Raw genomic sequence first — 25,772 nt, 5'->3', positions numbered from 1 at the left:
CGTTCTACCCGGGATGTTGCACCGACCCATTGACCTCACCGCGTCTTTCTTCGCGGCCGAGCTCGACCGGCCACACACTCGCTCGTAGCGTTCATCGACGAGCACCGGGCCCGCTTCGGCGGTGTCGAGCCCATCTGCCGCGTGCTCACCGAGCACGATTGCAAGATCGCCCCCTCCACCTATTACGCCCACCACAAACGACTCCAGGCCCCGTCCGCTCGCACGGTCCGCGATGCGGAGCTGAAGCCGCTCATCCGGCAGGTCTTCGAGTCCAACTACCGTGTCTACGGGGCCAGGAAGGTCTGGCGCGAGCTGCACCGCCAGGGTCACGTCGTGGCCCGGTGCACGGTCGAACGCCTGATGCGCGAGCTCGGCGTCACCGGTGCCGTGCGCGGGAAGAAGGTCATCACCACGATGGCGGACAGCTCCGTCGAGCGGGCGCCGGACCTGCTGGACCGCAAGTTCGTCGCACCGGCCCCGAACCGCTGCTGGGTCGCCGACTTCACCCACGTCAGCACCTGGTCGGGAGTGGTCTACGTCGCGTTCGTCGTGGACACCTTCTCCCGCCGGATCGTAGGCTGGGCCGCCGCCCTGTCGAAGGAGACACGGCTCGTCCTGGATGCCCCGGACATGGCCCTGTGGCAACGCGACCGCGACGAACAGCCGTATCAGCGGGGCGAGTTGATACATCATTCCGATGCCGGGTCGCAATATACGAGTTTCCGGCTCGCCGAGCACCTGGACGCCGCCGGCATCGCGGCCTCGATCGGCTCGGTCGGCGATGCCTACGACAACGCCCTCATGGAGAGCACGATCGGCCTGTTCAAAACCGAGCTCGTCAAGCCTCGACGTCCATGGAAGACCCTTTCCCAGGTCGAACTCGCCACCGCCGAGTGGATCGAGTGGTACTGCCATCGCCGACTCCACGGTGAGATCGGGCACATCCCACCAGTCGAATACGAGACCAACTACTACCTCACGACCGCGGAACCCCAGGTCACAACCACAATCTGAAGTCTCTACCGAACCCGGAACGGTTCACAGTGAGCATTTTCAGCGTTGACGCTCCAGGGTGAGGACGGCTGCGGCGATGGCCGTCATGCGGTTGGGGCTGCAGCGGGCTTTGCGGAAGATGCGCCAGGACTTGAGTCGCGCGACGCTTCGTTCGATCGGTGCTCGCGCCGCTGACAAGGCCCGATTGATCGTCTGCTGGGTCGTGGTGAGGTCCCGGTTCGAGAGCCGTCTGATCGGTGTGGTCACCCAGGGGCCGGCCCCGATGTAGGCACGGTCGGCGAGCACGGGGACGCCCTGGCGTTCGCAGATCCGGATGATTCGGTGGGCGCGGGCGGCGGTCAGGTCGTGCGTGCGGCCGGGCAGGGCGGGTGAGATCCACAGCAGGTTGCCCGCGGGATCGGCTACGACCTGCACGTTCATACCGTGACGGCGGTGCTTCTGGGAGAAGTCCGCCCGGCTGTCGCCGACACGGTCGCACTCGGCGAGCGTCCCGTCGAGCAGGGCGTAATCCGGATCGGCCTCGCGCAGGACCCGCAGGAGGCCCGGCGCCCGGCCGGACAGGTGCTGGACAACGGCTTGGACGTAAGCGTAGGCGGTGCCGACGGATATGCCGAAGCCGGCGGCGATCTGCGCGAGCGTGTCGTGCCGGCGAAGGTAGACCATGCCTACCAGGGCCCGCTGGTAGGGCGGCAGCGGCGGTCACCCTCGCGGGTGACGATGAGCATGGATACCCACTCGACCAGAGCATGAGGCAGGTCGAGTGCGGCAGGATGGGGAACCAACAGGGCTCCTGTGCCGATGGGTTGAGGCTTCGAACACCTCCCTCAACGGCGCGGGAGCCCTGTGCGTTGCGATCCTCATCCTGACTCGGCCTGGGTCACTCGATCAGTGGCCACTCTGAAAGAGCTCAGTGAACCGTTTTCATCCTGAATAGGTGCAGGTCAGCAGGGTGTGGACGGCTTGGACGGCCGTGCCGATGCGGCGGGTGGAACAGCGGGCTCGCCGCAGCAGCCGCCACGTCTTGAGTTGAGCGAAGGCGCGTTGGCCGGGCGCCCTCAGCCGGGCATGGTCGCGGTTGAATTGCCGGTAATGCTCGGGTTGTTCGCTGTGGTGGTAGTACGGGGTGCGGAAGGTGGCGCCGGCGCCCTGGTAGGCGCGGTCCGCGAGCAGGAGGATCTGCCGGGTGAGGCAGGCCTGGACGATGCCGTGAGCGCGGGCCGCCGTCAGGTCGTGGGTGCGTCCCGGCGTCGCGCGGGAGAACCACAGCGGGGTGCCGTCCGGACGGGCGACGACCCGGACATTCATGCCGTGTTTCCGGTGCTTTTGGGAGTAGTACGGCTGGTCCGCGGCGATGCGGTCGATGGGGATGAGCGTTCCGTCGACGATGACGAAGTCTCCTTCGCCCAGGCCGACGAGGGCCTCGTGCAGGCCGGGAGCCCAGGAGGCCAGGATGTCGAGGGTCTCGTCGACGTACCGCCAAGCGGTCGCGGTGGAGACCCCGAACCCCGCCGTGAGTTGGGGCAGCGTCTCGTTCTGGCGCAGGTGCACCAGCGCCAGCAGAGCCTGCTGGAAGCAGCCCGGCTTCCGCCACCGCGTGCCGCGTTCACACCTTCGGGCATAGATGAGCCACGAGACATGCTCGACCAGCTCGTGAGGAACGTCGAGCGTGGCACGATACGGGACCAAGCGAGGCTCCTCGGACGAAGCGTGGTGCGTAGAGAACACCACCGCAACGACCAGGAGCCTCGCCTTGTCACGCCACCCCGCTGACCTGCACCATCACCCCTGCAGGACAGGATGAAAACGGTTCAGTGTTCCGACACGTCGCAGCTTATGCGGAAATCACGTTTATCACCCTATAGGGTTCAATTTTAACTATCGGTTATGCCAATTGGGTAATCACTCGGCGAGGCGATTTGCGTTCCCGGGGTCGAGCGCCCCGCGAGGAAATGCAAACGCGTCGTCTCGGGCAGGCCAGGGCGCTAGACAGCCACGGCTGCTGTGGCAGGTTTTCGGCACCAGCAGGTCTCGGGCAGTCGTAGCGGAACTGAAGTCCGCCCACCAACACGCCCAAGGGCGGCCGGGTCACCCCCGGCCGCCGCACAAGCCAGGAGGCATACATGTGTAACACCCCTGTTCCCTGCGCACCGTACGGCGGCCGAACGCCGTGTGCCTGCTCGTGCCCGTCGCCGGGCCGCAGCTCCTCGACGCTGCTGCTGTGCGACACCACCACCACGACCCCGGTCACGCCCACGGTCGTGGACGACACCGTCACCACCCTCGGTCTGGGGGCGATGAACCCGGACCTTCCAGGTTCGCATGCCGCCCTGTGGTCCGGTGGCGCTCTCACCTACCCGGCCGACCCGAACGGCTCCGCCGGCGACGGCACCCAGGTCTACCGCACCGCCGTCGGTCGCATCACCGCCACCCCGCCCAACTGCGAAGGAGCCACCGGGACACTCACCGTCTCCGCCCGCGTCACCCTGAACGGACCAGGCGCGGGTGTAATCCAGGACGGTTCACTGTGGCTGTACCGCAACACCACAATGATCGCCCGTGACGGCGTGATGCCGAGCGCCCCCGTCGGCCACGTCGAGGCACTGACCGTCTCAGCCCCCATCACAGCGGCAGACCTCGCCAACGGCAACCTCTACGTGGCCCTGACCCTGGAGACCTTCCACAACACCAGCAAGTCGTGGACCGCCGACCAGTTCTCCATCACCGCACAACTCAACGGGTGCGCCGTCAAGTTCCTGCGCACCTGCGTCATCGAATACACCCACTCGGACACCACCCTGGACGGACGCCCGTACACGCCCACCGGCGAAGTCGGTCAGTGCAGCACACCCAGCAACACGCCGAGCTAGGTGTATTGCCCTGTGAGGTTGGGGACGCGGCTGGTGGGTGGTTGGCCTGCGAGCGCGGTGTGTCCGCGGTGGTGATTGTAGGTGTGCAGCCATTGTGGAAAGGCGTCGCGTCGTTCCTGGTCGCTGCTGTAGGGGCGGGCGTAGGCCCATTCGTCGAGCAGGGTTCGGTTCAGGCGTTCGACCTTGCCGTTGGTCTGTGGCCGGTAGGGGCGGGTGCGCTTGTGGGTGATCCCTGCGGCGGCTAGGGTCTCGCGCCAGTCGCGGGAGCGGTAGCAGGAGCCGTTGTCGGTCAGGACCCGCTCCACGGTGATCCCGGCCTGGACGAAGAAGGCGTGGGCGCGGATCCAGAAGGCGGTGGCGGTCTCCTTCTTCTCGTCCTTGAGGATCTTGCTGTAGGCAAGGCGGGAGTGGTCGTCGACGGCGGTGTGGATGTAGCTGTAGCCGGCGCCGGAACGCTTCTTGCGGCCCGCTTGCCGGCCGAGGGCTTTGTGGGCGCCGCCGTCGGGGATGTTGCCGAGTTTCTTGATGTCCACGTGCACCAACTCGCCTGGCTTCTCGCGCTCGTAGCGGCGTACCGGCCGCCCGGTGGCCCGGTCCAGGTGCGTGAGCCGGGCCAGGCCGTAGCGGGTCAGCACGCGGTGCACGGTGGAGGGGACCAGGTGCAGCAGGCCGGCGATCCGCGCCGGTGCCCAGCGGCGCAGGAGGCGGACCTTGATGATCCGCCGCTCGGTGCGGGTCGGGGTCCGGCGCGGACAGGCATGCGGGCGCGAAGAGTGGTCGGCCATCGCGGCCTCGCCGAACTGACGGTAGCGGCTCGCCCAGCGCCGGGCTGTCGTGGGCGAGACCTGGAAACGCTCGGCCGCCCGCCGCAGCGGCCAGCCGTCCTCCACCACGCAGCGGGCCAGCCGCAGCCGCCCGGTCTCGGTCAGCGGTGCATTACGGTGAGGCATGAGGGCCTTTCGTCGTCCGGTGCAGATGTCGCAATCCACACCGAACCCGGAAGGCCCTCACTCATTCAAGATCACCCAGCCGTGGAATTCGTCACCACCCTCCGTGGACAGAACAGCTGTGATGTGGCGGTTCAGGGTCGGGTGCCCCTGGCGGGACGTGCCTGAGGAGTACGGCTCCTGGTGTCAATCCCCAGTTTTCGTAGAGACGTTGGTTGTGCGGCTCGGTCGTGTTGACCGGTCCGAGTCCGCGCTTTTTGGATGACCCGTTCGGACTCGGCAGGCGGCCGCCCGCCGGCCGCGCCGTGGCGGCGCTTGGTGGTGCAGAAGTCCGCGATCCAGGTAACGGTCCTCAGTCGCGCCTCGGCGCGGGCGGCGAAACGTTGCCGGTGGACGTACTCGAGCTTGGGGACCGAATGGAACGACTCCCCGGCGGCGTTGTCCAGGACGGACCCGACACCTCCCATCGACTGCACCACGCCCCACCTGCCGCAAAGTTGCCTGAACGCCTCGGAGTTGCCTTCCGAGGCGCGGCCGGTGTGGAAAATGACGCCGTCCACCTCGCCGCCCCGGGTGGCGATCGCCATCTGCAGCGCGGCGGTGACCAGCGTCGTGTCGTGCCGGCCGCCCTCGCGCAGCCCAAGGCCCGCCGGGAGAAGGCGTCGGGGACGCCGGCGAGGTAGAGCTTGCCCTGGCCGGTGTCGATCTCGGTCATGCCGCCCCACCCCACGATGTTCGGCGTGATCGCACCAAACCTGCGCAGGACCAGGTCACGTGCCGCCTTCCGCTTCCCCGGGGCGGGTCGGCGAACGTCGTCGGCGCGGCGGCCTGCGGCCCCGCAGGCCGAGCCCGGCCATGATCTCGGCGACCGTGTTCCGCGACACCTGCCGGCCCTCCTCCCACAGGTCCGGCGTGATCCTCGGTGAGCCCTACGTTGTGCCCGAGCGGTCGAAGAAGTAGGTGATCCGCCCGGCCGGCAGTGCCCCCCTGACCTCGCGTCTCGTCGGCCCGGACGGTCTGCGTCGCCACTTGCAGAACCACGCCTCCACCACCCCAGGAGCCCGGCAGGAGGTGCGATGCGAAGGCTTGAACCCGCTCCTCCGGCCGCTGATCACCCCGACGGGCGCCGCCGGGTCCGCAACAGTTACTTCACCCACAGGACCATGCGACGTTTGAGGACATCACGCTCCATGACCAGTCCTTGTTGTCCCGCTCGAGCCGGGCGCTCTCCCGCCGCGGCCGCGCGAGTTCGTCCTCCTCACCCGCCGGACCGGCCCTGCCGGCCGCCCGCGCCCTCGACACCCAGGTCGCCTGGGTCGTCCCGTTGATCCCAAGGCCCTTCGCGACCCGCGGGATCGGCTTGCCGGTCTCGGCCACGATCCGCACAGCCCCCTCACGGAACTCCGCGTCAGACTTTCGCCTCTTGCCCGCCACGACCCTCGACTTCCCGCACAGCCACGGTCTCCACGCTACAAGGGGAAGGCCACTACGTTCGTGCACAGCTACCGCGGTGACCGTCAGGGGCGGGTGAGGTTCCCCTGAGGTTCCCCCTGCCAGCTGGACAGCTTGATACTGGGACGGATGGTCCCGGAGGGAGCAGTCACAGACAGTGAGCAAGAAGAGCAACATGAGTAAGCGGCATACGGCCGGGTTCAAGCGGACGCGGTCGCCTTGGCGCCTGGCCGGCCCGTTCCGGTCTCAATCGCTCCCAAGGTCGCCAGGGCTGCCTACTGCGGTGTGGCCGGGCGGTTCGAGACCGCTCTGAGGGCCGGTCAGGGGGCTCTCGCCAGGAGGCAGCCCTGCCCTGCTGCCAGCCGCCGTGTGGCTGCCGACGCTGCCGGCCCCGTGTGCCACCGGGGGACAACGGGCCAGGTGGACCGTGATCCGTCGCGAAAGATCGAGGGCATGCTCGCTTCGTCTGCACGGCAGAAGGCCGTTTTCCATCACCCAAAAAGGGTAAAATCGCCCCAAAAGCAAATGGTCGCCGTGGGTGCCTTGTCCAGCGCAACCGCTCATTACGCAGAAGTTCTTCCCAGGGACACGTTGTCACGCACGGGCGACCCGGGGTAATTGTCCGGCCATTCGCCCAGCCGCACCGGTCGGGAGGGGTAAGTAATGGATCTATGGCTGATCTGGCTGATCGCCGCAGCGGTACTGGCCGTAGCGGAGATTTTCACTCTCACTGCTGCGCTCGGAATGTTGGGTGGGGCCGCGCTGGTGACGTCAGGATTCGCGGCGGTCGGGCTTCCGCTGCCTTTGCAATTTCTGGTGTTCACTGTCGTTGCTGTGGTCAGTGTGGTGTTCGTGCGTCCCATCGCGCTGCGTCAGGTGCTCCAGCCCCAGGTGGAGCGATTCGGTATAGACGCTCTGGTCGGCAGGCCCGCCTCTGTGATCTCCGAGGTGACGGGCCTGGGAGGAAGGGTCCGTATCGACGGCGAGGAATGGACCGCCCGCGCCTATGACGAGACGCTGGTGATTCCTCCTGGTGCGACCGTCGACGTCATCGAGATCAGGGGCACCACCGCACTCGTCTACCCCCGGGAGTGAGCCATGGAAGTCTCGGCATTCCTCGTCGCTGGACTGCTCGTCGCGCTCTTCGCAGTCTTCACCGTATTGCGGGCGGTACGCATCGTGCCCCAAGCACGCGCTCGCAATGTCGAAAGACTCGGCCGCTACCACCGAACCCTGAAGCCCGGCCTCAACGTCGTCATCCCTTACATCGACCGCGTCCACCCGGTGATCGACCTCCGGGAACAGGTGGTCTCCTTCAGACCGCAACCGGTCATTACCGAGGACAACCTGGTCGTCGAGATCGACACCGTCCTGTACTTCCAGGTGACCGACCCGCGAGCGGCCTTCTACGAGATCGCGAATTTCCTCCAGGCGGTCGAGCAGCTCACCGTCACCACCCTGCGCAACGTCGTGGGATCCATGGACCTGGAAAAAACTCTCACCTCACGCGACACCATCAACAACCAGCTCCGTGGCGTCCTGGACGAGGCGACGGGCAAGTGGGGGCTGAGAGTCAACCGAGTGGAGATCAAGGCCATCGACCCTCCGCAGTCCATCAAGGACGCAATGCAGAAGCAGATGCGGGCCGAACGGGACAAGCGGGCCGCGATCCTCGGGGCCGAAGGGCAACGCCAATCACAGATACTCACCGCCGAAGGCGACAAGCAGTCTGCTGTCCTTCGTGCGGAGGGCAATCGCACCGCGGAGATCCTCAAGGCCGAGGGCCAGTCCCGGGCCATCGACGAGGTGTTCCAGGCAGTTCACCGCAACGACCCCGATCCCAAGCTGCTCGCCTATCAGTATCTGCAGATGCTGCCCCAACTCGCGCAGGGCTCGGGCAGTACGTTCTGGGTGATCCCCAGCGAAATGACCTCCGCACTCCAGGGGGTGTCCCGTGCCTTCAGTGAGGTGCTGCCCCAGTCGTCGGCCACCCGCGAAAGCTCCTCGGACGACAGGGCTGCCCAGGCCGCCAACGACGCTGCGCAGGCGGCGGAAGCTGCTGCCGAGGCTCTCGCCGACGCAGCCGAAGCCGATGGCGCCACCTCCAGCAGCCCTCCCGGTCCTGACGGTCGATGAGGGTGACCGGATGTGGAGAAGTCACCGGCCGCGGTGGGGTATGGCGGCGGAGAATGCGGGTATTGCGGCGCGCTCGAAGCTCTGCCGGAACTGCTGCCGCAGCACCGGTGTCCGACGACTGCATCGCCCAGTCTCGGAAAGCACCGGAGCACGGCATCCGCGACAGTAGGACCGGCTTGACCGTCGCGCTCACAGGCGATGGGCACACCGGCCGGTCGTCGAAACCATGTACTGGACCCGTGAGCTCTGCTGTTTCACTTCGCGTTTCCTTGACCGTCTCCGTTGTGGGCGGCGGCGGCGGTCGGTTGGGCCGGCCGGCCGTTGTCGTCTTCGGCCGAGGGGATACCGGCGAGGTCGTCGACGTCGAAGAGGCGGGCGATGGGTACGTCGGTGCTGCTGTGGGCGATGATCGAGAAGGCGATGCAGACGGCGATGAGGGTGAAGGCTTCTTCGCCCTGGGGGATGCCGGCCTGTAGTACCAGCAGTCCGTACACCACCGAGGCGAAGCCCTTGGGCCCGAACCACGCGGCGACCAGTCGCTCGCGGCGGTCGAAGCGCGTGCCGATCAGCGAGAGCAGCAGTGATGCCGGACGGATCAGCACGATGGCGAGGACGACCGTGATGTAGCCGCCGATCGACAGGTCACCGAAGAGCTGTGGCGTCAGGAGTGCTCCGAAGACCAGTAGCGCGGCGAACTTGGCCAGCTCCGAGAGGGCTTCGCCGAGCGGCTCGAAGGCGGCCCTGCCTTCCGGCGCCACAGCGGTGAGGACGGCACCGGCGGAGAATGCGGCCAGGTAGGGGTTGGCATGCGTGAGGTGGCACAGCGCGTACAGCATGATGCCGATGGCAAGCGGCAGCAGAGGCTGGAGCTTGGGTTCCGCGCCGAGCAGGCGGAAGCGTACGACACCGTTCACGGCCAGGGGCAGCATGATGCCGAAGGCCAGGCCCAGAACGAGCTCCAGTCCGATAGTCCCGAGCGAGGCTTTCGCAGAGTCTGCCGTCGGCCCTGCGGCGGCGATGAGGATCAGCACGAGTGGAAGCGCGAGTCCGTCGTTGATGCCGCTTTCGATATTGAGCAACTGCCGTAGCTTCGAAGGGACTTCCTTGCGGCCGACGATCGCCGAGGCGAAGACCGGGTCGGTCGGTGCCAGTACAGCGCCGACAAGGAAAGAGGTCGTCCAGTCCAGCCCGACAAGGTAGTGAGTGATCAGCGCCATGCCGACGAAGGCCAGGGGCATGCCGAGTCCGAGAGCACGGGCCGGGTTCTTCCAGTTCTCGCGCAGTTTGGGGAACGAGACGTGCATGCCGTCGGTGAACAGCACCGCGAACAGAGCCAGATCGGCGGTGACGGCGACGATCTCGCTTTCCGCAGTGATATGGATCAGCCCCAGGAACCCGTCGCTGACGAGCGCGCCACCGACAAGGAAGAGCAAGGAGGTGGACAGCACGGTACGGGCCGCAAGCCCGGACAGCAGCACCGCGACGAGCAACGCGGCACCGAAGACGGCAATGAGCACCATGAGAAGAACCCCTCGATCGGCAAAGACACGTGTCCCCATCGCCGACCAGACTTCCCGGCACTCCATGGTCGACCTTACGCGTTTCATACGCACTGTTGGCAGGTCCCCATGTGGGGGACGTGGAGCGGGCGGAAACGGATGCGCAGTGTGCCTTCAGCCGGTGCCGGCTGTACGAGTTTGAACACCGGACGGGCCGCCGCCCGTTGGGCAGCGCAGGAGGACAAGCGCGGGGGCGGCGGGGCCGCCGGTGGCGGAGGGGAGGCGGCAAGGTGCGGGAAGAACCCGGCCGGCCCCCCGGAACCCGCGCCGACATCGGCCAATTCACGGCGTGCTTCATCAGCGTCGTGATCCACGGCGCTGCGCGTGGAATGTGTGGTCGCGGCGTATCAGCGCAGCGATCTTGCGGCAGGTGCCGGCGTCGAAGACCGGCCACTGGGCCTGGATGGAGTCCAGCAGGTAGTGCGTGCCGATGCTCACCACATCGATGGGGCAGTTGTCGCAGACGCCCAAACTCGCCCGGTCGTTGATGACCGCGACGGCTGTGTGGACCGTGGTGTACACGCCGCGCGTGGCGAGGAAGGTCTGCAGGGCGGAGGCGGGCTCACTGACCTGACGGCCCCAGCTGCGGCCTCGGCGGTCCGTCAACGCTCCCTGGCCGACGAGATTTCCGTACCGGTCATACTTTTCATAACTCCAGTGGTCGCCCTGTATATGCACGCATACGTTGCGTCCTTTGACCTCAATCGCCCAGACACCGCCCGGTCCGACGAGGAGGTGGTCGATCTCGCCTCTGCGGTTGGTGTACCCGCGGAACAGGAGCCATTCGTCCGACAGTTCTTGGAGCGCGTGGGTCACCGTGTCCTCGGCGAGCACTCCTGCTTCCTGCTGCGCCCGGCGGTGGAGGAGCGCCGGGTCGACGACTGGTGCTCTGGCCTCCAGCTCGCGCACTTCAAAGTACTGCGTCAGCCGCTTGCCGAGCTGCCACCACCGCCGTGACGCGGTGTGCCGTGCTCGAAGGTCCGCGACAGCCGCTGAGTGCTCGGCGACGTCGCGATGGTGGCGTTCGATCGCCCCCTCGGTCTGCCGGAGTTGACGGCCGGGGTGGTCGGAAAGCACTTCGGTCAGCATCGTCGCAGTCTATGAATCCGCGAATGCGCTCGGCTACAAAAAGCGTGATGGCGTCCCGCCGGGTGGTGTGAGGGATCAAGGGGTGCTGTCACGTTGGCTGACCGGGTGGGGTGATCCTCGGGTTGGTCGTGGTGGAGGGGGACCGCTCGTGGACAGTGCGCCGTCGTACAGGGGGCACCGGTATCCGGTCGAGGTGATCTCGCACCGCGTGTGGCTGTACTTCCGCACCTCGACACGCCGTCAGACACCCGCACACCCCACAACGTGACAACGCCGATGGGAGCGCTCCCGAAACGGGGCGGGTTTCCGGCTCACGGATCGGCGTGCCGGCGGCTCAGCGGCCGATGGCGCAGGCGTCCCCGTTGAGTGTGAACCGCGGCGGCGGCGACGAGTCACCGGTGTGGCCGGCGAGATAGCCGAGGGTGATGCTCGCGCCCGGGGCGATCGTGGCGTTGTGTGAGGCGTCGGCTGCCGCGATCGTGTTACTTCCCTGGGTCAGGTCGGTGTTCCAGTCGGAGATGACGGTCTGTCCGAGGGCCAGCGGGAACTCGAGTGTCCAGCCGTTCACCGGGGTGCCGCCGGTGTTGGTGACGGTGAGATCGACTGTCGTGCCGGTCCCCCAGGCCCGCACGGTGCGGTCCACCCGACAGGTGGGTTCCTCCCGCGCGAACGACACGCGGTGCAGGCCGCCGGGCAGGTCGTTGACCACGTAGAACTCCCCCTCGGCGGTCGTGCCGACCGATGTCACCTGGGTGGGCATCTCCCCGATCTCCGCCTGCTCGTAGCCGCCTTCACCGTCGGGGCGCAGCGCCCAGACCGTGGAGGAGCAGTAGTCGGTGGCGATGTACGTGCCGCCGACCAGACCGGCGTACTTCCGGCCCCGGTAGACGTGGCCGCCGATGACCGAACAGCCGCCGGTGTACGGGGAATACGTGAAGACCGGCCCGGTGTGTTTCTCGCCGGGCACGCAGTGGCCGCCGTCGAACTTCTCCAGACCCTCGTAGCAGGACCAGCCGAGGTTCAGCCCTCCCTGTCCGGGAGCGAGGTGGTCGACCTCCTCCCATCGGCCCTGGCCGACGTCGCCGATCCACATCGAGCCGTCGGCGCTGTCGAAGGAGAACCGCCACGGGTTGCGCAGCCCGTAGAGCCAGATCTCCTCGCGGGCGCCGGGGGTGTCCACGAAGGGGTTGTCACTGGGCACGCAGTAGGAGAGCGGGCCGCAGCTGCGGCTCACGTCGATGCGCAGGATCTTGCCCAGCAGGGTGTCCAGCCGCTGTCCGGCGCGCAGGGGGTCCGCGGAGCCGCCTCCGTCGCCGATGCTCCAGTACAGGTTGCCGTCGGGGCCGAACGCGAGCTGGCCGCCGTTGTGGTTGCTGTACTCGGCGTGTGGCTGGGAGAGCAGGACCTCCAGGCGGGACTCGTCGAGCCGGTAGCGGGCGAGGGTGACCGCGCCGTCGGGCAGCGCCGTGTACGCCAGGTACAGGTCCTGGCTGTCGGTGAAGTCGGGTGGGAGGGCGATGCCGAGCAGGCCGCGCTCGTTGCCCGATTCGTCCACGGCCGAGGCGATGTCGATGAGCGGGTCCCGGGCCAGGCCGGTGCCCGGGTGGTAGACGCGTACAGTGCCCGGTTTCTCGGTGATGAACAGCCGGTCCGTGCCGTCGTCGGGGGCGACCAGGGCGGTGGGCCGCCTCAGCCCGGAGGCGACCTGGGTGGTGGTCGCGCTGAGCGACGGCAGGGGCACCGGCGGAGTGTCCTGCGCCGCTCCCGTCCGGGTCGCCATGGTGTTCGCCGTCGCGGGGGGAGCCGCCGCGAAGGACTGGGTCGTGGCGGGCAACGGGGTGAGGGCGGTCAGCAGGAGGGCCAGCAGAAGGGGCCCGGTCCAGCGGCGTCGTGACATGTCGGCTCCAGAGACGGTGGCGCTTGCATGGCGGTGGTGCTTGCGCGGCGGTGGTTGCCTGCGCACGGTGGTTGCTTGCACGTGATGGTGTTTGCACGCGGTGGCGCCTGGCTGGGCGGCAAACGCGACAGGGCTGCGGTCCGCCGACTCCCGGCCCCGGCCCCCGGCCCCCGGCTCCCGGGTCCGGCGGACCGGTCCGCATGCGCCGCAGGCGACGGGCACCGGCCCCGGTCGGTCGGTCGGTCGGTCGGTCGGTCGGTCGGTCGGGGGGCGGCGTGCTCCGGTCGTCCCGTACGGATGCGCTCGTCACAGCGGATGCCGCCGGCTCCGGCCAATGGGCGGGCCGCCGGGTGACGCGGTGGCGGTCTGTCCTCGGGGCGGTACGTCAGGGCACGGACACGACCCACCGGACACGGCCCGCCGAACGGCGCGCCGCATCCGGCGGGACGGCCCGATGACCGGCGAGGTCAGCGGAAGTTCACGTCACTGCAGAGGAAATACGTCTGGTCCATGTGCGAGGCCTGCCAGACCGTGTAGACGACGTGGCGACCGCTGTAGCCGGACGTACTCACGGGGATCGAGTAGTTCTGGCTGGGCGCGTACCTGCCGGTGCGGGACACCAGTTGGAGATCGCTCCAGCGCAGCGGCTGGGTGGCGGGGTCGAAGCCCTGCCGGGTGACGTACACCAGGAAGTAGTCCGCGCCGTGGCTGGCCTGGTCGTACAGCTTGACGGTGAAGTTGGCGCCGACGTCCGTGGTCTTCCACGGGCCCACGGCGTCCATCGAGTTGTAGCGACCGCCCTCGGTCCGGCCGCCGCTGCACAGCTGCCCGTCCGGGACGACTGCCTGGAAGTTGCCGCCGGAGCCGTTGCGGTACAGGCCGTTCCAGTTCCACATGGCGTTGGGGTTGGCCTGCCACGCCTGCCAGCACATGGGGTCCTGCTGCGCCATGGCCGGGTTCTGGAAGTCGCTGCCCCAGCGCTGCCAGCAGCCGTAGCTGCGCGATGCCGGGTCGACGACCGATCCATGAGCCACGGCGGTGCCGCTCCAGGGGATCAGGCTGAGCAGCACCGCGGCGAGGGTGCTCAGGACGAGCATCAGACGACGCCGCCCGCGATGGGCATGCATATGACAATCCATGACCTTCTTCTTTCCGTGGGGGAATGTTTGATTCCTGTAGGGGATCGACGGCGTGGGAGCGCTCCCGTAATTCCAGGTTGCTCGCCCCGAAACAGGGCGGCAACGTTTGTTCGCGCCACTCTCGCGCCGCGGATGGCGTGAAATGACATGGGCGCCGGGCGGCGGCCCGCTGCGGATACGGCCTGCGCGGAGCCACCCGACGGAGAGGATCTGTGTGCTCACCTGCGACGTGGCTCACGTACTGAGGCGACTCCCGTGGTGTGGACACACCTGACAACGGATCTCGACGGTCCGGGAAGGTGTAGATCCGTATGGCACGGCCCCGGAAGTACGGTCCGGAATTCCGGTCCGACGCGATCGCGTTGTGGCGGGCCTCGGCCGGCAGGCGGACGTCCAGGGACCTCGCGGCCGATCCGAACGTCAGCCCCGAAACGCTGAGGGCCCGGGTGCGTGACACCGACGGCCGTCCGGCCGCGTCCGGTGTGCCGGGAGACGCCATGGACGAGCTGGTCCGGCCGCGCGCGGAGAACGCCCGGCCGGCCGAGGCGGAGAAGGAATGGCAACTCGAGCGGGAGATCCCGCGGCGGGCGGCGGCCTGTTCCGCCCGGGAGATGAAGTGAAGACCGCCGCCTGGGACCTCGTCCCCGCCCACGCCGAGACGTTCGGCATCAAGCGGATACGCCAGGTCCTGGAAGTCTCCCGCTCCGGCTACTGCCGGTGGATCGCCGACACAAAAGCTCGGGCCACCCGGCCAAGCCGGGGAGGAGGCCCTGGTCGACGAGATCCGGGAGATCCACGCCGAACACCGCGGGAACCACGGAGCGCTTCGCGTCCATGCCGAACTACGCGGCTTCGGCCACACGGTGAACCGCAAGCGGGCCGCCCCGCTGATGCGCAGCAACGGCATCGTCGGCCGCCACCTGCGCAAGAAGGAAGCGCACCACCATCGCGGACCGTCCCGCCCCGCTGGTGCCGGACCTGGTCCAGCGGGACTTCACCGCGGTCAGGCAGCAGCCTGTAGCGGGAGACCTGGAGAAGGCCGATGTGTTCGCGTCGGCCGTGTTCATCTTCTGCCAGCGGATCTCTCTGCGTCCTTGTGCCGCTCACAGTGCGCTGTGGAGAGGGCTGCCCCGGGCTGACGATTTCCTACCGTGACAAGAGTTCGGGGTCGTGCGCGGCCGCTGTCCCGGCGTGGAGCGCCGGGCAGTGGGCCGCGCACGGATACGCGGTGGCGAGAGGCCGCGTCAGACGACGGTGGCGGTCCACCGCTGCTGGTTCTGGCCGTGGCACTGCCACTGGGTCAGCTGGGTGAGGGTGGTGCCGTTGAGGGTCTGGTCCATGCACTTGCCGCTGTACTTGTTGACCAGGGTGAACTGGTTGGTGTTCTCGACCCCCACCATCGTCCAGAGCTGGTCCTCGTATCCGCTGTTGCAGCCGTAGCCGGCCAGCTTGTGACCGTTCTCGACGCTGTGGTAGCCGTTGACCAGACAGGTGCCGGATGCCTTGTTGCGCAGCTGGAACCAGTCGCCCTGTACCGGGACCACTTCCCACTGCTGGTTCCCCCCGCCGTGGTAGGGGTAGAGGGTGACCGGGTTGCCGGGCGTCGGGGAGCTGTAGGCCATGTCGGCCACCAGGTTCGGGTCCTTGACCGTGCGCAGGACCAGGGTCTGCGAGGCGGCTTGGGCAGCGGCGTCGTCGGTGGGCGCGGCTGTCGCCGGGCTCATGGCGGCGCCTGTGAGCGCCAGGGCGAGAAACGTCGTGCAGCCGAGAGCCACCCTGCGTGCTGAGGACATGACTGTCTCCTTGTCGGTGCGCCCGTCCGCCCCGACGGCGTGACGGTGCCGATTCAGAATCCAGCCTCGAATCAGCAGATTGAAAGACTTCGGATTCCAAACCCCCTGAACGGAGGTTGTAATTGCAAAAGAGTGGCGGGCAGCGCGGGCAGGGACCTGCCAGTGCTGTTGTGAGCCGATCCGAAAAACGAGCGGCAGGAAGCCGCTTCCAGAGAAAAGGGATACGTGAAACTTCCCCTTGATCGTAGACGCCTGGAGACTGGGACCTGAGGTTCCAGAGGAAGTAGCACCAGGTGGGAAACAAGTACACGAAGCGGTACACCGAGGAGTTCAAGCGGGACGCGATCGCGCTCGTCGACTCCTTGGGCAAGACGGTCACCGCGGTCGCCCGGGAACTCGGCATCAGCTCGGAGGGCGTTGTCACGTTGTGGGGTGTGCGGGTGTCTGGCGGCGTGTCGAGGTGTGGCGGGGCCGGGTGCCGGCTCTGGGTTCGGGCCGTGACAGGCCGGCTGGTGACACCGGTGACCTGCTCCCAGACAGTGAGGCGGACGGTCGTCTCGGCGCGGTGCTGGGTGCCGGTCATCAGGTGGCGGCGGGGGGCGGAAGTGGGGTGAGATGCCGATGAACGCGGACAGGAACCGCTGCGCGGCGCCCACGCCGCGGAAGCCTTTCATCGCCCGTTCTCGTTGCCGGGCGGGCTGGTGGCTGTTCTGGGCCCGGTTGTCCAGGCCCTTGTGGCAACGGTGCGGGGCGGAGGACACGACCTCGCGGTGGGCCGCGCCGCAGGAGCGGAGCTCGTCCGTGACGGTCACCCGCCCCGCCCCGCCCGTCTTCGTCGGCAGCGTACGGAAGAAGCGCCTGGCCGCAGCCGTGTCCCGGCGGCTCCGCACCAGGATGCCGGGCACCCTCCCGTCCTGGTCCACAGCCCGCCACAAATATTCCTGCTCACCGCTGATCTCGATGAAGACCTCGTCCGGATGCCACTTGCCGCCGGGCCGAGGCTGTCGGCGGCGCAGGCCGCTGGCGTACTGCTGACCGGACTTCAGGCACCAGCACCGAACGGTCCCGTACGAGACGATCACGCCGCGCTCCAGCATCAGCTCCTCGACCTCCCGGAAACCGAGCGGGAAGCGGAAGTACAGCCACACGCAGTGCGAGATCACCTCGACCGGATACCGGTGCCCCCTGTACGACGGCGCACTGTCCACGGGCGCTCCCCCTCCACCATGACCAACCCGAAGATCACCCCACCCGGACAGCCAACGTGACAGCACCCGTACGGGTGCACGCGAGCCGGGCTGGCGCCCGGGGTGTCGCCTTCCTGCCGGCCCCGGACGAGGCGAGCGCCGTGCGGCGGTGTCGTGCCGTGTGCCGGCGGGTTCTGGTGCTGTCGTCCGCCTTGCGGGACTGGCGGCTCACCCACCCCGTGGAGGCATGACACCGGGAAGCGGGGCGTGCTCGTACCGGCACGGCCATCTGCCCAAGTCTCCGCGTGCCGCAGGATGTTCCTTGCCCCGTCCTCATTCTTGGACCAGCGGGTGGCGGGACGCCTCTCTCTGAGTGCGGGGCTGACGGCGTCTGTCCGGAGCGGGGTCCGCACGCCGGGAGTTGGCCGGCCGGCCCACGGGTCCCGACGATGAGCCCATCCGTATCCCATGTGACGACGAGGACGTGCCGGTGCCCCACATCGAGATCACCCGTGACCTTCCCGGCATCAGTGGACTGTTCGCTCAGCGCCCGGACACCGCCGGCGTGTTGTCGGAGCTCGCCGAGACCCTGCTGCGCAGCGGTCCGTCGCCGCTGAGCCGGGGCGAACGTGAACTGATCGCCGCGTACGTGTCACACCTGAACCGCACTGACTTCTGCGCCGGTTCGCACAGCGCGTTCGCGGCCGCGCAGCTGGAGGGCGGCGCCGAGCTGGTGGTGTCCGTGCTCGCCGACGTCGACACGGCGGCGATCACTCCGCTGCTCCGGTCGCTGCTGAAGGTGGCGGCCGAGGTGCAGGCCGAGGCGGCCCCTGTCTCCGGCGAGGTGATCGCCGCCGCCCGTGCCGAGGGCGCCACGGACACCCATATCCACGACACGGTCCTGATCGCGGCCGCGTTCGCGATGTTCAACCGGTACGTGAACGGTCTGGCCACGGACGTTCCGTCCGACCCGTCCTTCTACGACGTGGCGGCGGATCTCGTCGTCCAGCACGGTTACGGCGCCGCCCGCTGACGTTCCGTGCTCGTCCGCGCCGTCTTCCTCAGGAGGCTGACATGGTCTGGTCCCCCGTACACATTCCCGATCAGAGCGGCAGGGTCGCGCTGGTCACCGGCGCCTCCGGCGGCATCGGCCTGGAGACCGCCCGGGTACTCGCTGCCCGCGGGGCGCACGTTCTCCTCGCCTGTCGCAGCGTGGGGCGGGGCCGGGCCGCCGCCGCCCGCGTCGGTGGCAGCACCGAGGTCGTCCGGCTGGACCTGGCGTCGCTGGACTCGGTGCGCGAGGCGGCGGCGCTGGTCCGCGGCCGGCACGAGCGCTTGGACCTGCTGGTCAACAACGCCGGGGTGATGTTCCCTCCGTACCGGCGTACCGAGGACGGCTTCGAGGCGCACTTCGGTGTCAACCACCTCGGGCACTTCGCTCTGACCGGCCTGTTGCTCGGCCTGATGACGGCGGTGCCGGACTCCCGGATCGTCACGGTCGCCAGCCTCGCGCACCGGGCGGGTCTCGGGGTCCTGGACGAGGACGGGGCCCGGTCCTCGACCGGGCGACGGTCGCTGACGGCGTATGGGCGTTCCAAGCTCGCCAATCTGCTGTTCGCGCGGGAGTTGCACCACCGGCTCGCCACGGCGGGTGCGGCCACGGCCTCTCTCGCAGCGCATCCGGGCCTGTCCCCGACCGGCCTGTGGCACGGCGACCCACCCCGGTTCCTGCGGCCGGTGGCCGCGGCGGGACTGCGGTGGCTGGCCCAGCCTGCGGACCGGGCGGCGCTGCCGTCGCTGCGTGCGGCCACCGACCCGCGCGTACCGGGCGGTGCTCACCTCGGCCCCTCGAAGCTCTTCGAGAGCCGGGGCGCGCCCGCTCCGGCCCGATCCAGCCGGGCCTCCCGGGACATGGCGGCGCGGGATCGCCTCTGGCGGTTGTCCGAGGGGCTGACGGGTGTGCGTTACGCGTTCCCGTCAGCACCACGGGCGGCGGGCGCCTCCGGAGCCGTGTGTCCGGTGACGGGCGCGCGAGCGTGAACGCCGTGCCGGAGGAAGGCATCGCGGCCGGTGTGGGTGCGGGGTTGGACGGTCAGGGGCGGTTCCGGCCGGTCGCGGCCTGGGCGTGGATGTGGCGGAACTTCGACATGGTGCTGCCGGACGTGACGGGAGCCGCCTGGCAGGCGGACACCTCGTCCCTGCCCGCGCGGGCGGTGGAGGCGCAGGGGTACGCCCGCTACGCCGCCCACGGGCCCTGGTGAGGGCCGACCTCACGAAGTGGGAGCGGGGCGTTCTTCCTGAGTGCTGAACACGCCGACGACATCCCTGGTGACGCGCTGTCGCGCCTAGCGTTCGCCGCGTATCCCACCCCCTCATGGAAGCGGCATGTCATGGCGCAGACAGCACAGCGACCCGCCCCCGTCGGCTCCCGGCCGGAACGGGCCGCGGTCCCCGAACATCCCACCCCGTCGTTCTTCTTCAACGGCCATGTTCCGCGGCGCCGTGCGCTGGTCATCGCGGTCAGCGCCCTGTTCGGTTTCGCCCTGACGGTGGTGTGGTCGGCGGAGTTCGTCGACCGGACCATCGGTGACACGGTCGCGGACTCGCTTCTGGGGCACACCGCCAAGGGCACCCCGATCGCCGGCGCCCTGGCCGGTATCCTCTTCGCCCTGGTCACGGGCGTCGCCGGCACGTTCACCGCGTGCAACATCGCCGTGTTCAGCGCGCTGGCGCCGCTGACCGGCGGGCGGGCCGTCTCGCGCCGGGGCCGGATGGCCGCCGCGCTGCGTCCGCTGGGGCTGCTCGCGGCCGGGGCGGTCGCCGTGTCCGCCGTGTACGGGATGCTGGTCGCGATGTCCGGAACGGTCATGCCGCAGTTCGACCAGAGCCAGGGCGGTTCAGGTCTCTCCGGTCGGCTCATCCAGGCCATGGTGGTCTACGGGCTCATCGGCCTGGTCATGACGTACCTCGGTCTGGCGGCACTGGGCATCGTGCGCGACCCGCTGGCGAAGCTGTCGGAGGCGTACCCGAGCGCGCCGATGCTGTTCATGGGCGGTCTGATCGGGGCCTTCCTCATCGGGCGTCCCTTCCCGCTGTTCCGCCAGCTGTTCCGGGACACGGCCGAGAGCCGCAACGTGCTGTACGGGTCGCTGGCGTTCAGCCTCCAGACCCTGGGCAACATCCTCGTCATGGCGGTGCTGTTCCTCCTAGTGACCGGCTTCTTCGGGGAGCGGCTGCACCGGTGGATGACGAAGCGGCCGAGCCGTGCGGCGGCGCTGATGGGGGCCGCGTTCATCGCGGCGGGTGTCTTCATGGTCCTGTACTGGGACCTGCGGATCCTGGCCCGCCGCGACATCATCTGGTACCCGATGGCGCCCTGGGCCGGCTGATCCGGTCCTCGACGCGGGTGGCCCGGACGGAGGTTCTCCGTCCGGGCCACCCGCGTCGAGGGATCAGGCGGCGACGGCGGCGGTGGAGGCCACGGCGCCGACGAGCTCGCCCGCCGCGTCGACGATGTCGAGGGCGGTGAGCTGGGGGTCGTCCAGGACGGGGACGATGTCGGCGAGGAGCTGGGCGAAGCGGCCGTCGTTCTCGTGGGTCAGCGCGATGTTTCCCTCCCACAGGGCCGCGCGGATACGGCGGGGGGTGAGCATGCCGTCTCCGGCGGTCGACGCGAGGAGCCGCTCGGCGACGCGGCCTTCGAGCCGGGTCGGGTGCCAGGCGCCGGTACGGAAGTCGGCCATGAGTTCCTCGACGCGGTGGCGGGCCCGCTCGGTGGCGACGGGTTCCGGGAAGAAGCTGGTCCCGGACGGGGCGGTGATCGTGGACACGGTGATTCCTCTCGTAGGGGCGGAAGGGACTAGTCGAGGCCGGCCGCGATGCGCAGGGCGTCGGCGCGGTCGGTGCGTTCCCAGGTGAAGTCCGGCAGCTCGCGGCCGAAGTGGCCGTAGGCGGCGGTCCGGGAGTAGATCGGGCGCAGCAGGTCGAGGTCGCGGATGATGGCGGCCGGGCGGAGGTCGAAGACCTCGGCGATGGCGTTCTCCATGAGGTGAAGGGGGATCTCCTCGGTGCCGAAGGTCTCCACGAAGAGACCGACCGGCTCGGCCTTGCCGATCGCGTACGCCACCTGCACCTCGCAGCGGCGGGCGAGGCCGGCCGCGACGACGTTCTTCGCGACCCAGCGCATCGCGTACGCCGCCGAGCGGTCGACCTTCGACGGGTCCTTGCCGGAGAACGCGCCGCCGCCGTGGCGGGCCATCCCGCCGTACGTATCGATGATGATCTTCCGGCCGGTGAGTCCGGCGTCGCCCATCGGGCCGCCGACCTCGAAGCGCCCGGTCGGATTCACCAGGAGGCGGTAGCCCTCGGTCTCCAGCTTGATGCCGTCCTCGACGAGCTGCCCCAGGACGTGCTCGACGACGAACTCGCGGATGTCGGGCGCCAGCAGCGACTCCAGGTCGATGCCGCTCGCGTGCTGCGAGGAGACGACCACCGTGTCGAGCCGGACGGCCCTGTCGCCGTCGTACTCGATGGTGACCTGGGTCTTGCCGTCGGGACGCAGGTAGGGGACGGTGCCGTTCTTGCGGACCTCGGCCAGACGACGCGAGAGCCGGTGGGCCAGCTCGATGGGAAGCGGCATCAGGTTCGGGGTCTCGTCCGACGCGTAGCCGAACATCAGGCCCTGGTCGCCCGCGCCCTGGGACGCGAGCACGTCCCCGGCGCCCTCCACGCGGGCCTCGTGCGCAGTGTCGACGCCCTGCGCAATGTCCGGGGACTGAGCTCCGATGGACACCGACACACCGCAGGAGGCGCCGTCGAAGCCCTTCTTCGAGGAGTCGTAACCGATCTCCAGGATCGCCTCGCGCACCAGCTGCGCGATCGGTGCGTACGCCGTGGTGGTCACCTCGCCGGCGACGTGCACCAGGCCGGTGGTGATCAGCGTCTCGACCGCCACCCTGGCCCGGGGGTCCTGGGCGAGCAGTGCGTCGAGGACGGTGTCGCTGATCCGGTCGGCGATCTTGTCGGGATGGCCCTCGGTGACGGACTCCGAGGTGAACAGACGTCTGGTCGCGGTGCGGGTCATGTCAGGCAGCCTCCACAAGGTTCGTCCCGGCCTCGCGGGTGGCGCGCACCCCGAGGAGGGAGCGGTACAGGAGCAGCGCGGCGACGCCGGCGGTGGCGTAGAGCAGGCTCATGCCGACAGCGGGGACGAAAGCGCCGAGCGTGACGCACAGGGCGGCGACGAGCAGGCCCACGCGCGCGTTGAGGGCATAGGCGGCCATGTACTTGGTGCGGGCCTCGGGGTCGATGAGGTCGGCCAGCAGGGCCTGGCGCACCGGGACGCTGGCGATCTCGCCGACGGTGAGCAGTACGGCGGCGGCGATCAGCACCCAGCCGGAGTTGCTGACGGCCCAGATCATGTAGCCGGCTATGAAGACAGTGATGCCGCCGTACAGCCGCGTGCGTTCGCCGACCCGCCCCAGGAGGGTCTTGGCGGCGAGGATGAGGGCGACGACCAGAGCGGCGTTGACCGCACGCAGGACGCCGAGGATCGCCGTGCCGTCGACGTCGAGGCCGAAGGACCCCAGGGTGAGGAGCGTCTGGCGGGGGAACTCGTCGGCGAGCCGGACGGCGATGTAGTAGCCGATCTGCATCTCGACGGCCGCGATCAGCGCGGCGGCGGCCAGCTGCTGCAGGAAGACCCGGTCCCGGGCCACGGCGAGATAGCCGCGGACCATCGCGGCCGGACCGGACGCGCCGGGGGCACCGGTGCTGGGCGCGGTCTCGCTGATCCACCGCCACATCACCGCCGTGGTCAACAGGCAGAGCACGGCGGCGCCGGTCAGCAGCTGGAGGAAGTGCCCGTCGTAGAGGAAGCCACCGAGCAGCGCGCCGACGGTGAAGGCCAGGTTGATGGACCAGTAGTTGATCGTGTAGACGAGCGGGCGGTTCTCGGGGGTGGAGACGTCCACCATCATCGCGTCGGCCGCGGGGGTGGCCAGCTGCGAGCAGCAGGTGTTGAACAGGAACAGTCCGAAGGTCGCGGGTCCCGAGCTCCACCAGGGCGAGTTGGCGAGCGCGAGGAGGGCGAAGGTGACGGTGGCGCCGAGTTCGCCGGCCACCATGACCGGGCGCCTGCCGTGCACGTCGGCCAAGTGGCCGCCGAGGAAGTTGGCCGCGATGCCTGCCGCCGCCACGCAGACCGTGAGGGCGCCCGCGACGGCGGCACCGTACAGGCCCGCGAGGTGGATGACGAGCAGCGGCATCAGCATGACCGAAAGCAACCGCTGAACGAAGCCGACGCCGAGACGGAGGCGGATGTTGGGGTGCAGGGAGCGCAGGGCGAGGACGGTCCGCGCCTCGTCCCTCGCCTTCTTCGCTTCCCCCGTACTCATCGCAGGCTCCGCGGCGGGCGGATCTCGTCGGCGAGCTGACCGCCCTTGCCCCAGTGACCGGGGTCCACGTCCCGGACGATCACGGTGACGGCTTCGTCGGGGCAGCCGGAGACCCGGGTGACCACATCGGTAATGCCGGCCACGAGATCTCTTCGGCTCTCCCGGTCGTTGCCCTGCCACCAGTTGACGGTGATCACCGGCATGTCAGCGGTCCTTTTCTGCAGAAGGCGGCAAAGAGCGCGGAAGACGTTTTCAGGGTGCGGGCACAGGTACGGCGGCTCGAGAATCCCCCGCCATCGGCCGGTCGGCAAGAGGTGGTCGGAAAGGCGGCACAACTTGAACAAGTCGTGGATTTCCCCGGGCCCTCTCCTCGTGGTTGTGAACACCGAGTTGGTGAAGTCGCGGCGCAATTCCGGGATGTCTTGCCGTCGTTTTCCGGCCGTGGTGTGATCAGCGCCGTCCTGCCCGGCCGGTCCCGTCCGACCGCCGCCGGGTGTTCTCGCGTGACGGGACGGTCTGTCGCGCCCGATGCCCGCGCGGCCCCACCCCTCACGGGAGCACTGGGCTCCCGACCCGTTCGGAAGGAATGCCGGTGTCCCTCTTCGACCTACGCAGGATCGGCGGCAGGATCGGCGCGGAGGTGATGGGCGTCGACCTCTCCGCCGAGCTGTCGGACGCCGTCTTCCGGCAGATCCACGACGCGTTCCTGGAGCACAAGGTCCTGTTCTTCCGTGACCAGGACATCACCGACGCCCACCAGCTCGCCTTCGCCGCGAGGTTCGGCCCGCTCACCGCCCCGCACCCGATGATGCGGACGGTCGACGGCACCCCTCAGGTGATCCCGGTCGACGGGAGGACCAGCGTGCCGACCACTGGCACACCGACATCAGCTTCACCACCGCCCCGTCGCTGGGCACGAGCCTGCGCAGCGTGGTGCTGCCGCCCTACGGCGGGGACACGATGGTCGCGAACGCGGCCGCCGGGTACCGGGACCTGCCGGCGGAGCTGCGCGCGGTAGCGGACGGCCTGTGGGCCGTGCACACCAACCACGCGGAGCAACCGCGGCTCGGCACCGAGCGGGGCGAGAAGGTCCGGAAGGCATTCCTGGCCCGCCGGTTCGAGACCGCCCACCCGGTGGTGCGAGTGCATCCCGAGTCCGGTGAACCGAGCCTGTTCCTGGGCGGTTTCGCGCAGTGGCTGGTCGGAATGACTCCGCGCGAGTCGCGGCCGATCATCGACGTGCTGCAGTCGTACGTGCGGCGCCCGGAGAACACCGCGCGGTGGTCCTGGCGCCCCGGCGACGTGCTGATCTTCGACAACCGCAGCACCCAGCACTACGCGGTCAACGACTACGACCGCCACCAGCGTGTGCTGCACCGGGTGTCCGTCGACGGTGACGTGCCGGTCGGTCTCGACGGCAAGCGCAGTTACACCCTGCGGGAGGGCGCGTGAGCACCGCACCCGTGACCGCACCCGCCGGTCCCGGCGACGCGCACGTGTCGGTGCCCGCGCCCGGGGAGTTCGCCGCGCGGCTGCGGCGCCGGGAGCCGCTGGTCGGCTACTGGATCGCCCTGGACAATCCGGCCGGGACCGAGCGGATCGCCGGTCTCGGCTACGACTACATCGGCGTCGACGGCCAGCACGGCGTGCTGCACCAGCCCGGCTGGCAGTCGGCGATGCTGGCGGTCGACGCTCGTGGCCGGTCCGCCGGGGTGATCCGGGTGCCGTCGCCCGATCCGGTCGCGATCGGTGTCGCCCTGGACACCGGTGCGCGCGCCGTGATCGTCCCCATGGTGGAGAGCGCCGAGCAGACCAGGACCGTGGTCCGGGCCTGCCGGCACCACCCGGCGGGCACCCGCAGCCTGGGCGGTCCGGTCCGGGCCGAGGTGCGGCTCGGCTCGGTGCCCGCCGAGATCGACGAGCGAGTCGCCTGCGTCGTGATGATCGAGACGGCGGCCGCGATGGACGACCTGGATGCCATCTGCGCCACCGAGGGCCTGGACGCGGTGTACGTCGGCCCCGCCGACCTGTCGGCGGCGCTCGGCGCGCGCTTCTTCGGCGACCCGGCGGCGGCGGACGCACTGGAGGCGGCGCTGGTGCGGATCAAGGACGCGGCCCGGCGCAACGGCATCGCCTGCGGCATCCACGTCCTGGACGGTGAGAACGCCGCGAAGCGGCTCGCCGAGGGGTTCACCTTCGCCACCGTCTCCAGCGACATCACCCACCTTCAGCAGGCCGCTGCCGCGCATCTGGCCGCGGCCCGCGGCCTCGGCACGGTCTGACCGCGCGAAACGGAA

At 69.1% G+C, this 25,772-nt stretch carries 25 protein-coding genes and 5 pseudogenes; 14 read left to right on the top strand and 16 right to left on the bottom strand.

All coding sequences use genetic code 11. The features are described 5' to 3' along the window. Positions 1-84: 84 nt before the first annotated feature. Positions 85-1,014, top strand: a pseudogene (locus BN1555_RS37270) (IS3 family transposase); the annotation flags it as partial. A gap of 39 nt (positions 1,015-1,053) precedes the next feature. Here BN1555_RS37270 and BN1555_RS37265 read toward each other — a convergent pair. Both BN1555_RS37265 and BN1555_RS37260 read right to left on the bottom strand, forming a co-directional pair. Then, positions 1,054-1,796: pseudogene (locus tag BN1555_RS37265) on the bottom strand (transposase family protein). A 139-nt stretch (positions 1,797-1,935) separates the two neighbouring features. Beyond that, complete coding sequence (locus BN1555_RS37260) at positions 1,936-2,700, bottom strand: transposase family protein (protein ID WP_176710383.1); 765 nt, start codon at positions 2,698-2,700, stop codon at positions 1,936-1,938. Between the two features lie 434 nt (positions 2,701-3,134). Here BN1555_RS37260 and BN1555_RS37255 point away from each other — a divergent pair, with 434 nt between their 5' ends. Next, entirely contained in the window at positions 3,135-3,881 is a 747-nt protein-coding gene (locus tag BN1555_RS37255; RefSeq protein ID WP_093804342.1) for a hypothetical protein, read from the top strand. On the opposite strand, the gene BN1555_RS37250 is transcribed toward BN1555_RS37255, so the two are convergent. Together BN1555_RS37250 and BN1555_RS41870 are read right to left on the bottom strand one after the other, a co-directional pair. Then, positions 3,878-4,831 carry an IS481 family transposase gene (locus BN1555_RS37250; RefSeq protein WP_093804341.1) on the bottom strand — a complete coding sequence of 318 codons (954 nt, stop codon included), beginning with the start codon at positions 4,829-4,831 and terminating at the stop codon, positions 3,878-3,880. The genes BN1555_RS37255 and BN1555_RS37250 overlap by 4 nt on opposite strands. Before the next feature lie 131 nt (positions 4,832-4,962). Then, entirely contained in the window at positions 4,963-5,415 is a 453-nt protein-coding gene (locus BN1555_RS41870; RefSeq protein WP_093804339.1) for an integrase core domain-containing protein, read from the bottom strand. On the opposite strand from BN1555_RS41870, the gene BN1555_RS39505 reads away from it, so the two are divergent. Continuing rightward, complete coding sequence (locus tag BN1555_RS39505; protein ID WP_176710371.1) at positions 5,368-5,511, top strand: hypothetical protein; 144 nt, start codon at positions 5,368-5,370, stop codon at positions 5,509-5,511. The genes BN1555_RS41870 and BN1555_RS39505 overlap by 48 nt on opposite strands. Positions 5,512-5,598: 87 nt before the next feature. Here BN1555_RS39505 and BN1555_RS41405 read toward each other — a convergent pair whose 3' ends face one another. Both BN1555_RS41405 and BN1555_RS41250 read right to left on the bottom strand, forming a co-directional pair. After that, complete coding sequence (locus BN1555_RS41405) at positions 5,599-5,745, bottom strand: hypothetical protein (protein ID WP_304364559.1); 147 nt, start codon at positions 5,743-5,745, stop codon at positions 5,599-5,601. A 232-nt stretch (positions 5,746-5,977) separates the two neighbouring features. Continuing rightward, complete coding sequence (locus BN1555_RS41250; protein ID WP_093804338.1) at positions 5,978-6,457, bottom strand: transposase; 480 nt, start codon at positions 6,455-6,457, stop codon at positions 5,978-5,980. A 486-nt stretch (positions 6,458-6,943) separates the two neighbouring features. Between BN1555_RS41250 and BN1555_RS37230 the strand changes: the two genes are divergently transcribed. Continuing rightward, positions 6,944-7,375 (top strand): NfeD family protein, encoded by a 432-nt coding sequence (locus tag BN1555_RS37230; RefSeq protein ID WP_093804337.1) that lies wholly within the window; start codon positions 6,944-6,946, stop codon positions 7,373-7,375. A 3-nt stretch (positions 7,376-7,378) separates the two neighbouring features. Beyond that, a complete protein-coding gene (locus BN1555_RS37225) occupies positions 7,379-8,416 on the top strand; it encodes an SPFH domain-containing protein (RefSeq protein ID WP_093804336.1) in 1,038 nt (345 codons plus the stop codon). Between the two features lie 254 nt (positions 8,417-8,670). On the opposite strand, the gene BN1555_RS37220 is transcribed toward BN1555_RS37225, so the two are convergent. From BN1555_RS37220 to BN1555_RS37205, 4 genes are all read right to left on the bottom strand, one after another. Beyond that, positions 8,671-9,936: a cation:proton antiporter gene (locus BN1555_RS37220; RefSeq protein ID WP_093804335.1), complete on the bottom strand. Its 1,266-nt coding sequence runs from the start codon at positions 9,934-9,936 to the stop codon at positions 8,671-8,673. 336 nt (positions 9,937-10,272) lie between these two features. After that, entirely contained in the window at positions 10,273-11,064 is a 792-nt protein-coding gene (locus tag BN1555_RS37215) for a nuclease-related domain-containing protein (RefSeq protein WP_093804334.1), read from the bottom strand. Positions 11,065-11,398: 334 nt separating this feature from the next. Beyond that, positions 11,399-12,961: a PQQ-dependent sugar dehydrogenase gene (locus BN1555_RS37210; protein WP_093804333.1), complete on the bottom strand. Its 1,563-nt coding sequence runs from the start codon at positions 12,959-12,961 to the stop codon at positions 11,399-11,401. 467 nt (positions 12,962-13,428) lie between these two features. Then, positions 13,429-14,100 carry a lytic polysaccharide monooxygenase auxiliary activity family 9 protein gene (locus BN1555_RS37205; RefSeq protein WP_093804332.1) on the bottom strand — a complete coding sequence of 224 codons (672 nt, stop codon included), beginning with the start codon at positions 14,098-14,100 and terminating at the stop codon, positions 13,429-13,431. A 311-nt stretch (positions 14,101-14,411) separates the two neighbouring features. On the opposite strand from BN1555_RS37205, the gene BN1555_RS37200 reads away from it, so the two are divergent. Together BN1555_RS37200 and BN1555_RS41865 are read left to right on the top strand one after the other, a co-directional pair. Next, positions 14,412-14,720, top strand: coding sequence for a transposase (locus BN1555_RS37200; protein WP_093804331.1), 309 nt, complete (start codon positions 14,412-14,414; stop codon positions 14,718-14,720). 150 nt (positions 14,721-14,870) lie between these two features. Beyond that, entirely contained in the window at positions 14,871-15,239 is a 369-nt protein-coding gene (locus tag BN1555_RS41865; RefSeq protein ID WP_093804330.1) for an IS3 family transposase, read from the top strand. Between the two features lie 105 nt (positions 15,240-15,344). On the opposite strand, the gene BN1555_RS37190 is transcribed toward BN1555_RS41865, so the two are convergent. Continuing rightward, positions 15,345-15,893, bottom strand: coding sequence for an RICIN domain-containing protein (locus BN1555_RS37190; protein ID WP_093804329.1), 549 nt, complete (start codon positions 15,891-15,893; stop codon positions 15,345-15,347). Between the two features lie 293 nt (positions 15,894-16,186). Here BN1555_RS37190 and BN1555_RS37185 point away from each other — a divergent pair. Beyond that, positions 16,187-16,291: pseudogene (locus tag BN1555_RS37185) on the top strand (transposase); the annotation flags it as partial. Positions 16,292-16,407: 116 nt separating this feature from the next. On the opposite strand, the pseudogene BN1555_RS37180 reads toward BN1555_RS37185, so the two are convergent. After that, positions 16,408-17,101 (bottom strand): annotated as a pseudogene (locus BN1555_RS37180) (IS6 family transposase); the annotation flags it as partial. Positions 17,102-17,570: 469 nt separating this feature from the next. Here BN1555_RS37180 and BN1555_RS37175 point away from each other — a divergent pair. The 4 genes from BN1555_RS37175 to BN1555_RS37160 all read left to right on the top strand — a co-directional run bounded on the left by BN1555_RS37175 (position 17,571) and on the right by BN1555_RS37160 (position 20,469). Then, a complete protein-coding gene (locus BN1555_RS37175) occupies positions 17,571-18,113 on the top strand; it encodes a carboxymuconolactone decarboxylase family protein (RefSeq protein ID WP_093804328.1) in 543 nt (180 codons plus the stop codon). Between the two features lie 41 nt (positions 18,114-18,154). Beyond that, the gene (locus tag BN1555_RS37170) at positions 18,155-19,120 is read left to right on the top strand and encodes an oxidoreductase (RefSeq protein WP_093804327.1); all 966 of its coding nucleotides are present in this window, start codon (positions 18,155-18,157) and stop codon (positions 19,118-19,120) included. Continuing rightward, positions 19,117-19,341 carry a hypothetical protein gene (locus BN1555_RS37165; RefSeq protein WP_176710370.1) on the top strand — a complete coding sequence of 75 codons (225 nt, stop codon included), beginning with the start codon at positions 19,117-19,119 and terminating at the stop codon, positions 19,339-19,341. The genes BN1555_RS37170 and BN1555_RS37165 overlap by 4 nt, the downstream gene beginning before the upstream one ends. A gap of 129 nt (positions 19,342-19,470) precedes the next feature. After that, positions 19,471-20,469 (top strand): hypothetical protein, encoded by a 999-nt coding sequence (locus BN1555_RS37160; RefSeq protein ID WP_093804325.1) that lies wholly within the window; start codon positions 19,471-19,473, stop codon positions 20,467-20,469. Between the two features lie 63 nt (positions 20,470-20,532). On the opposite strand, the gene BN1555_RS37155 is transcribed toward BN1555_RS37160, so the two are convergent. The 4 genes from BN1555_RS37155 to BN1555_RS37140 are packed head-to-tail and all read right to left on the bottom strand — an operon-like array spanning position 20,533 to position 23,678. Then, the gene (locus BN1555_RS37155; RefSeq protein WP_093804324.1) at positions 20,533-20,910 is read right to left on the bottom strand and encodes a hypothetical protein; all 378 of its coding nucleotides are present in this window, start codon (positions 20,908-20,910) and stop codon (positions 20,533-20,535) included. 29 nt (positions 20,911-20,939) lie between these two features. After that, positions 20,940-22,163 carry a methionine adenosyltransferase gene (metK, locus tag BN1555_RS37150; RefSeq protein ID WP_093804323.1) on the bottom strand — a complete coding sequence of 408 codons (1,224 nt, stop codon included), beginning with the start codon at positions 22,161-22,163 and terminating at the stop codon, positions 20,940-20,942. Position 22,164: 1 nt separating this feature from the next. Beyond that, the gene (locus BN1555_RS37145; protein ID WP_093804322.1) at positions 22,165-23,475 is read right to left on the bottom strand and encodes an MFS transporter; all 1,311 of its coding nucleotides are present in this window, start codon (positions 23,473-23,475) and stop codon (positions 22,165-22,167) included. Continuing rightward, on the bottom strand, positions 23,472-23,678 hold the full coding sequence (locus tag BN1555_RS37140) for a tautomerase family protein (RefSeq protein ID WP_093804321.1): 207 nt from the start codon (positions 23,676-23,678) through the stop codon (positions 23,472-23,474). Before BN1555_RS37140 ends, BN1555_RS37145 begins: the two co-directional genes overlap by 4 nt. Before the next feature lie 383 nt (positions 23,679-24,061). On the opposite strand from BN1555_RS37140, the pseudogene BN1555_RS37135 reads away from it, so the two are divergent. After that, a pseudogene (locus tag BN1555_RS37135) lies at positions 24,062-24,927 on the top strand (TauD/TfdA dioxygenase family protein). Positions 24,928-24,971: 44 nt separating this feature from the next. Next, positions 24,972-25,757 (top strand): HpcH/HpaI aldolase family protein, encoded by a 786-nt coding sequence (locus BN1555_RS37130; RefSeq protein WP_093804414.1) that lies wholly within the window; start codon positions 24,972-24,974, stop codon positions 25,755-25,757. Positions 25,758-25,772 lie beyond the last annotated feature (15 nt).

Origin of the sequence: Streptomyces sp. Wb2n-11 (assembly GCF_001049855.1) — a bacterium.
Classification (GTDB): Bacteria; Actinomycetota; Actinomycetes; order Streptomycetales; family Streptomycetaceae; genus Streptomyces; species Streptomyces altiplanensis.
The sequence above is the reverse complement of the archived record's forward strand: the minus strand, read 5'-3'. Positions and strand labels throughout refer to the sequence as shown.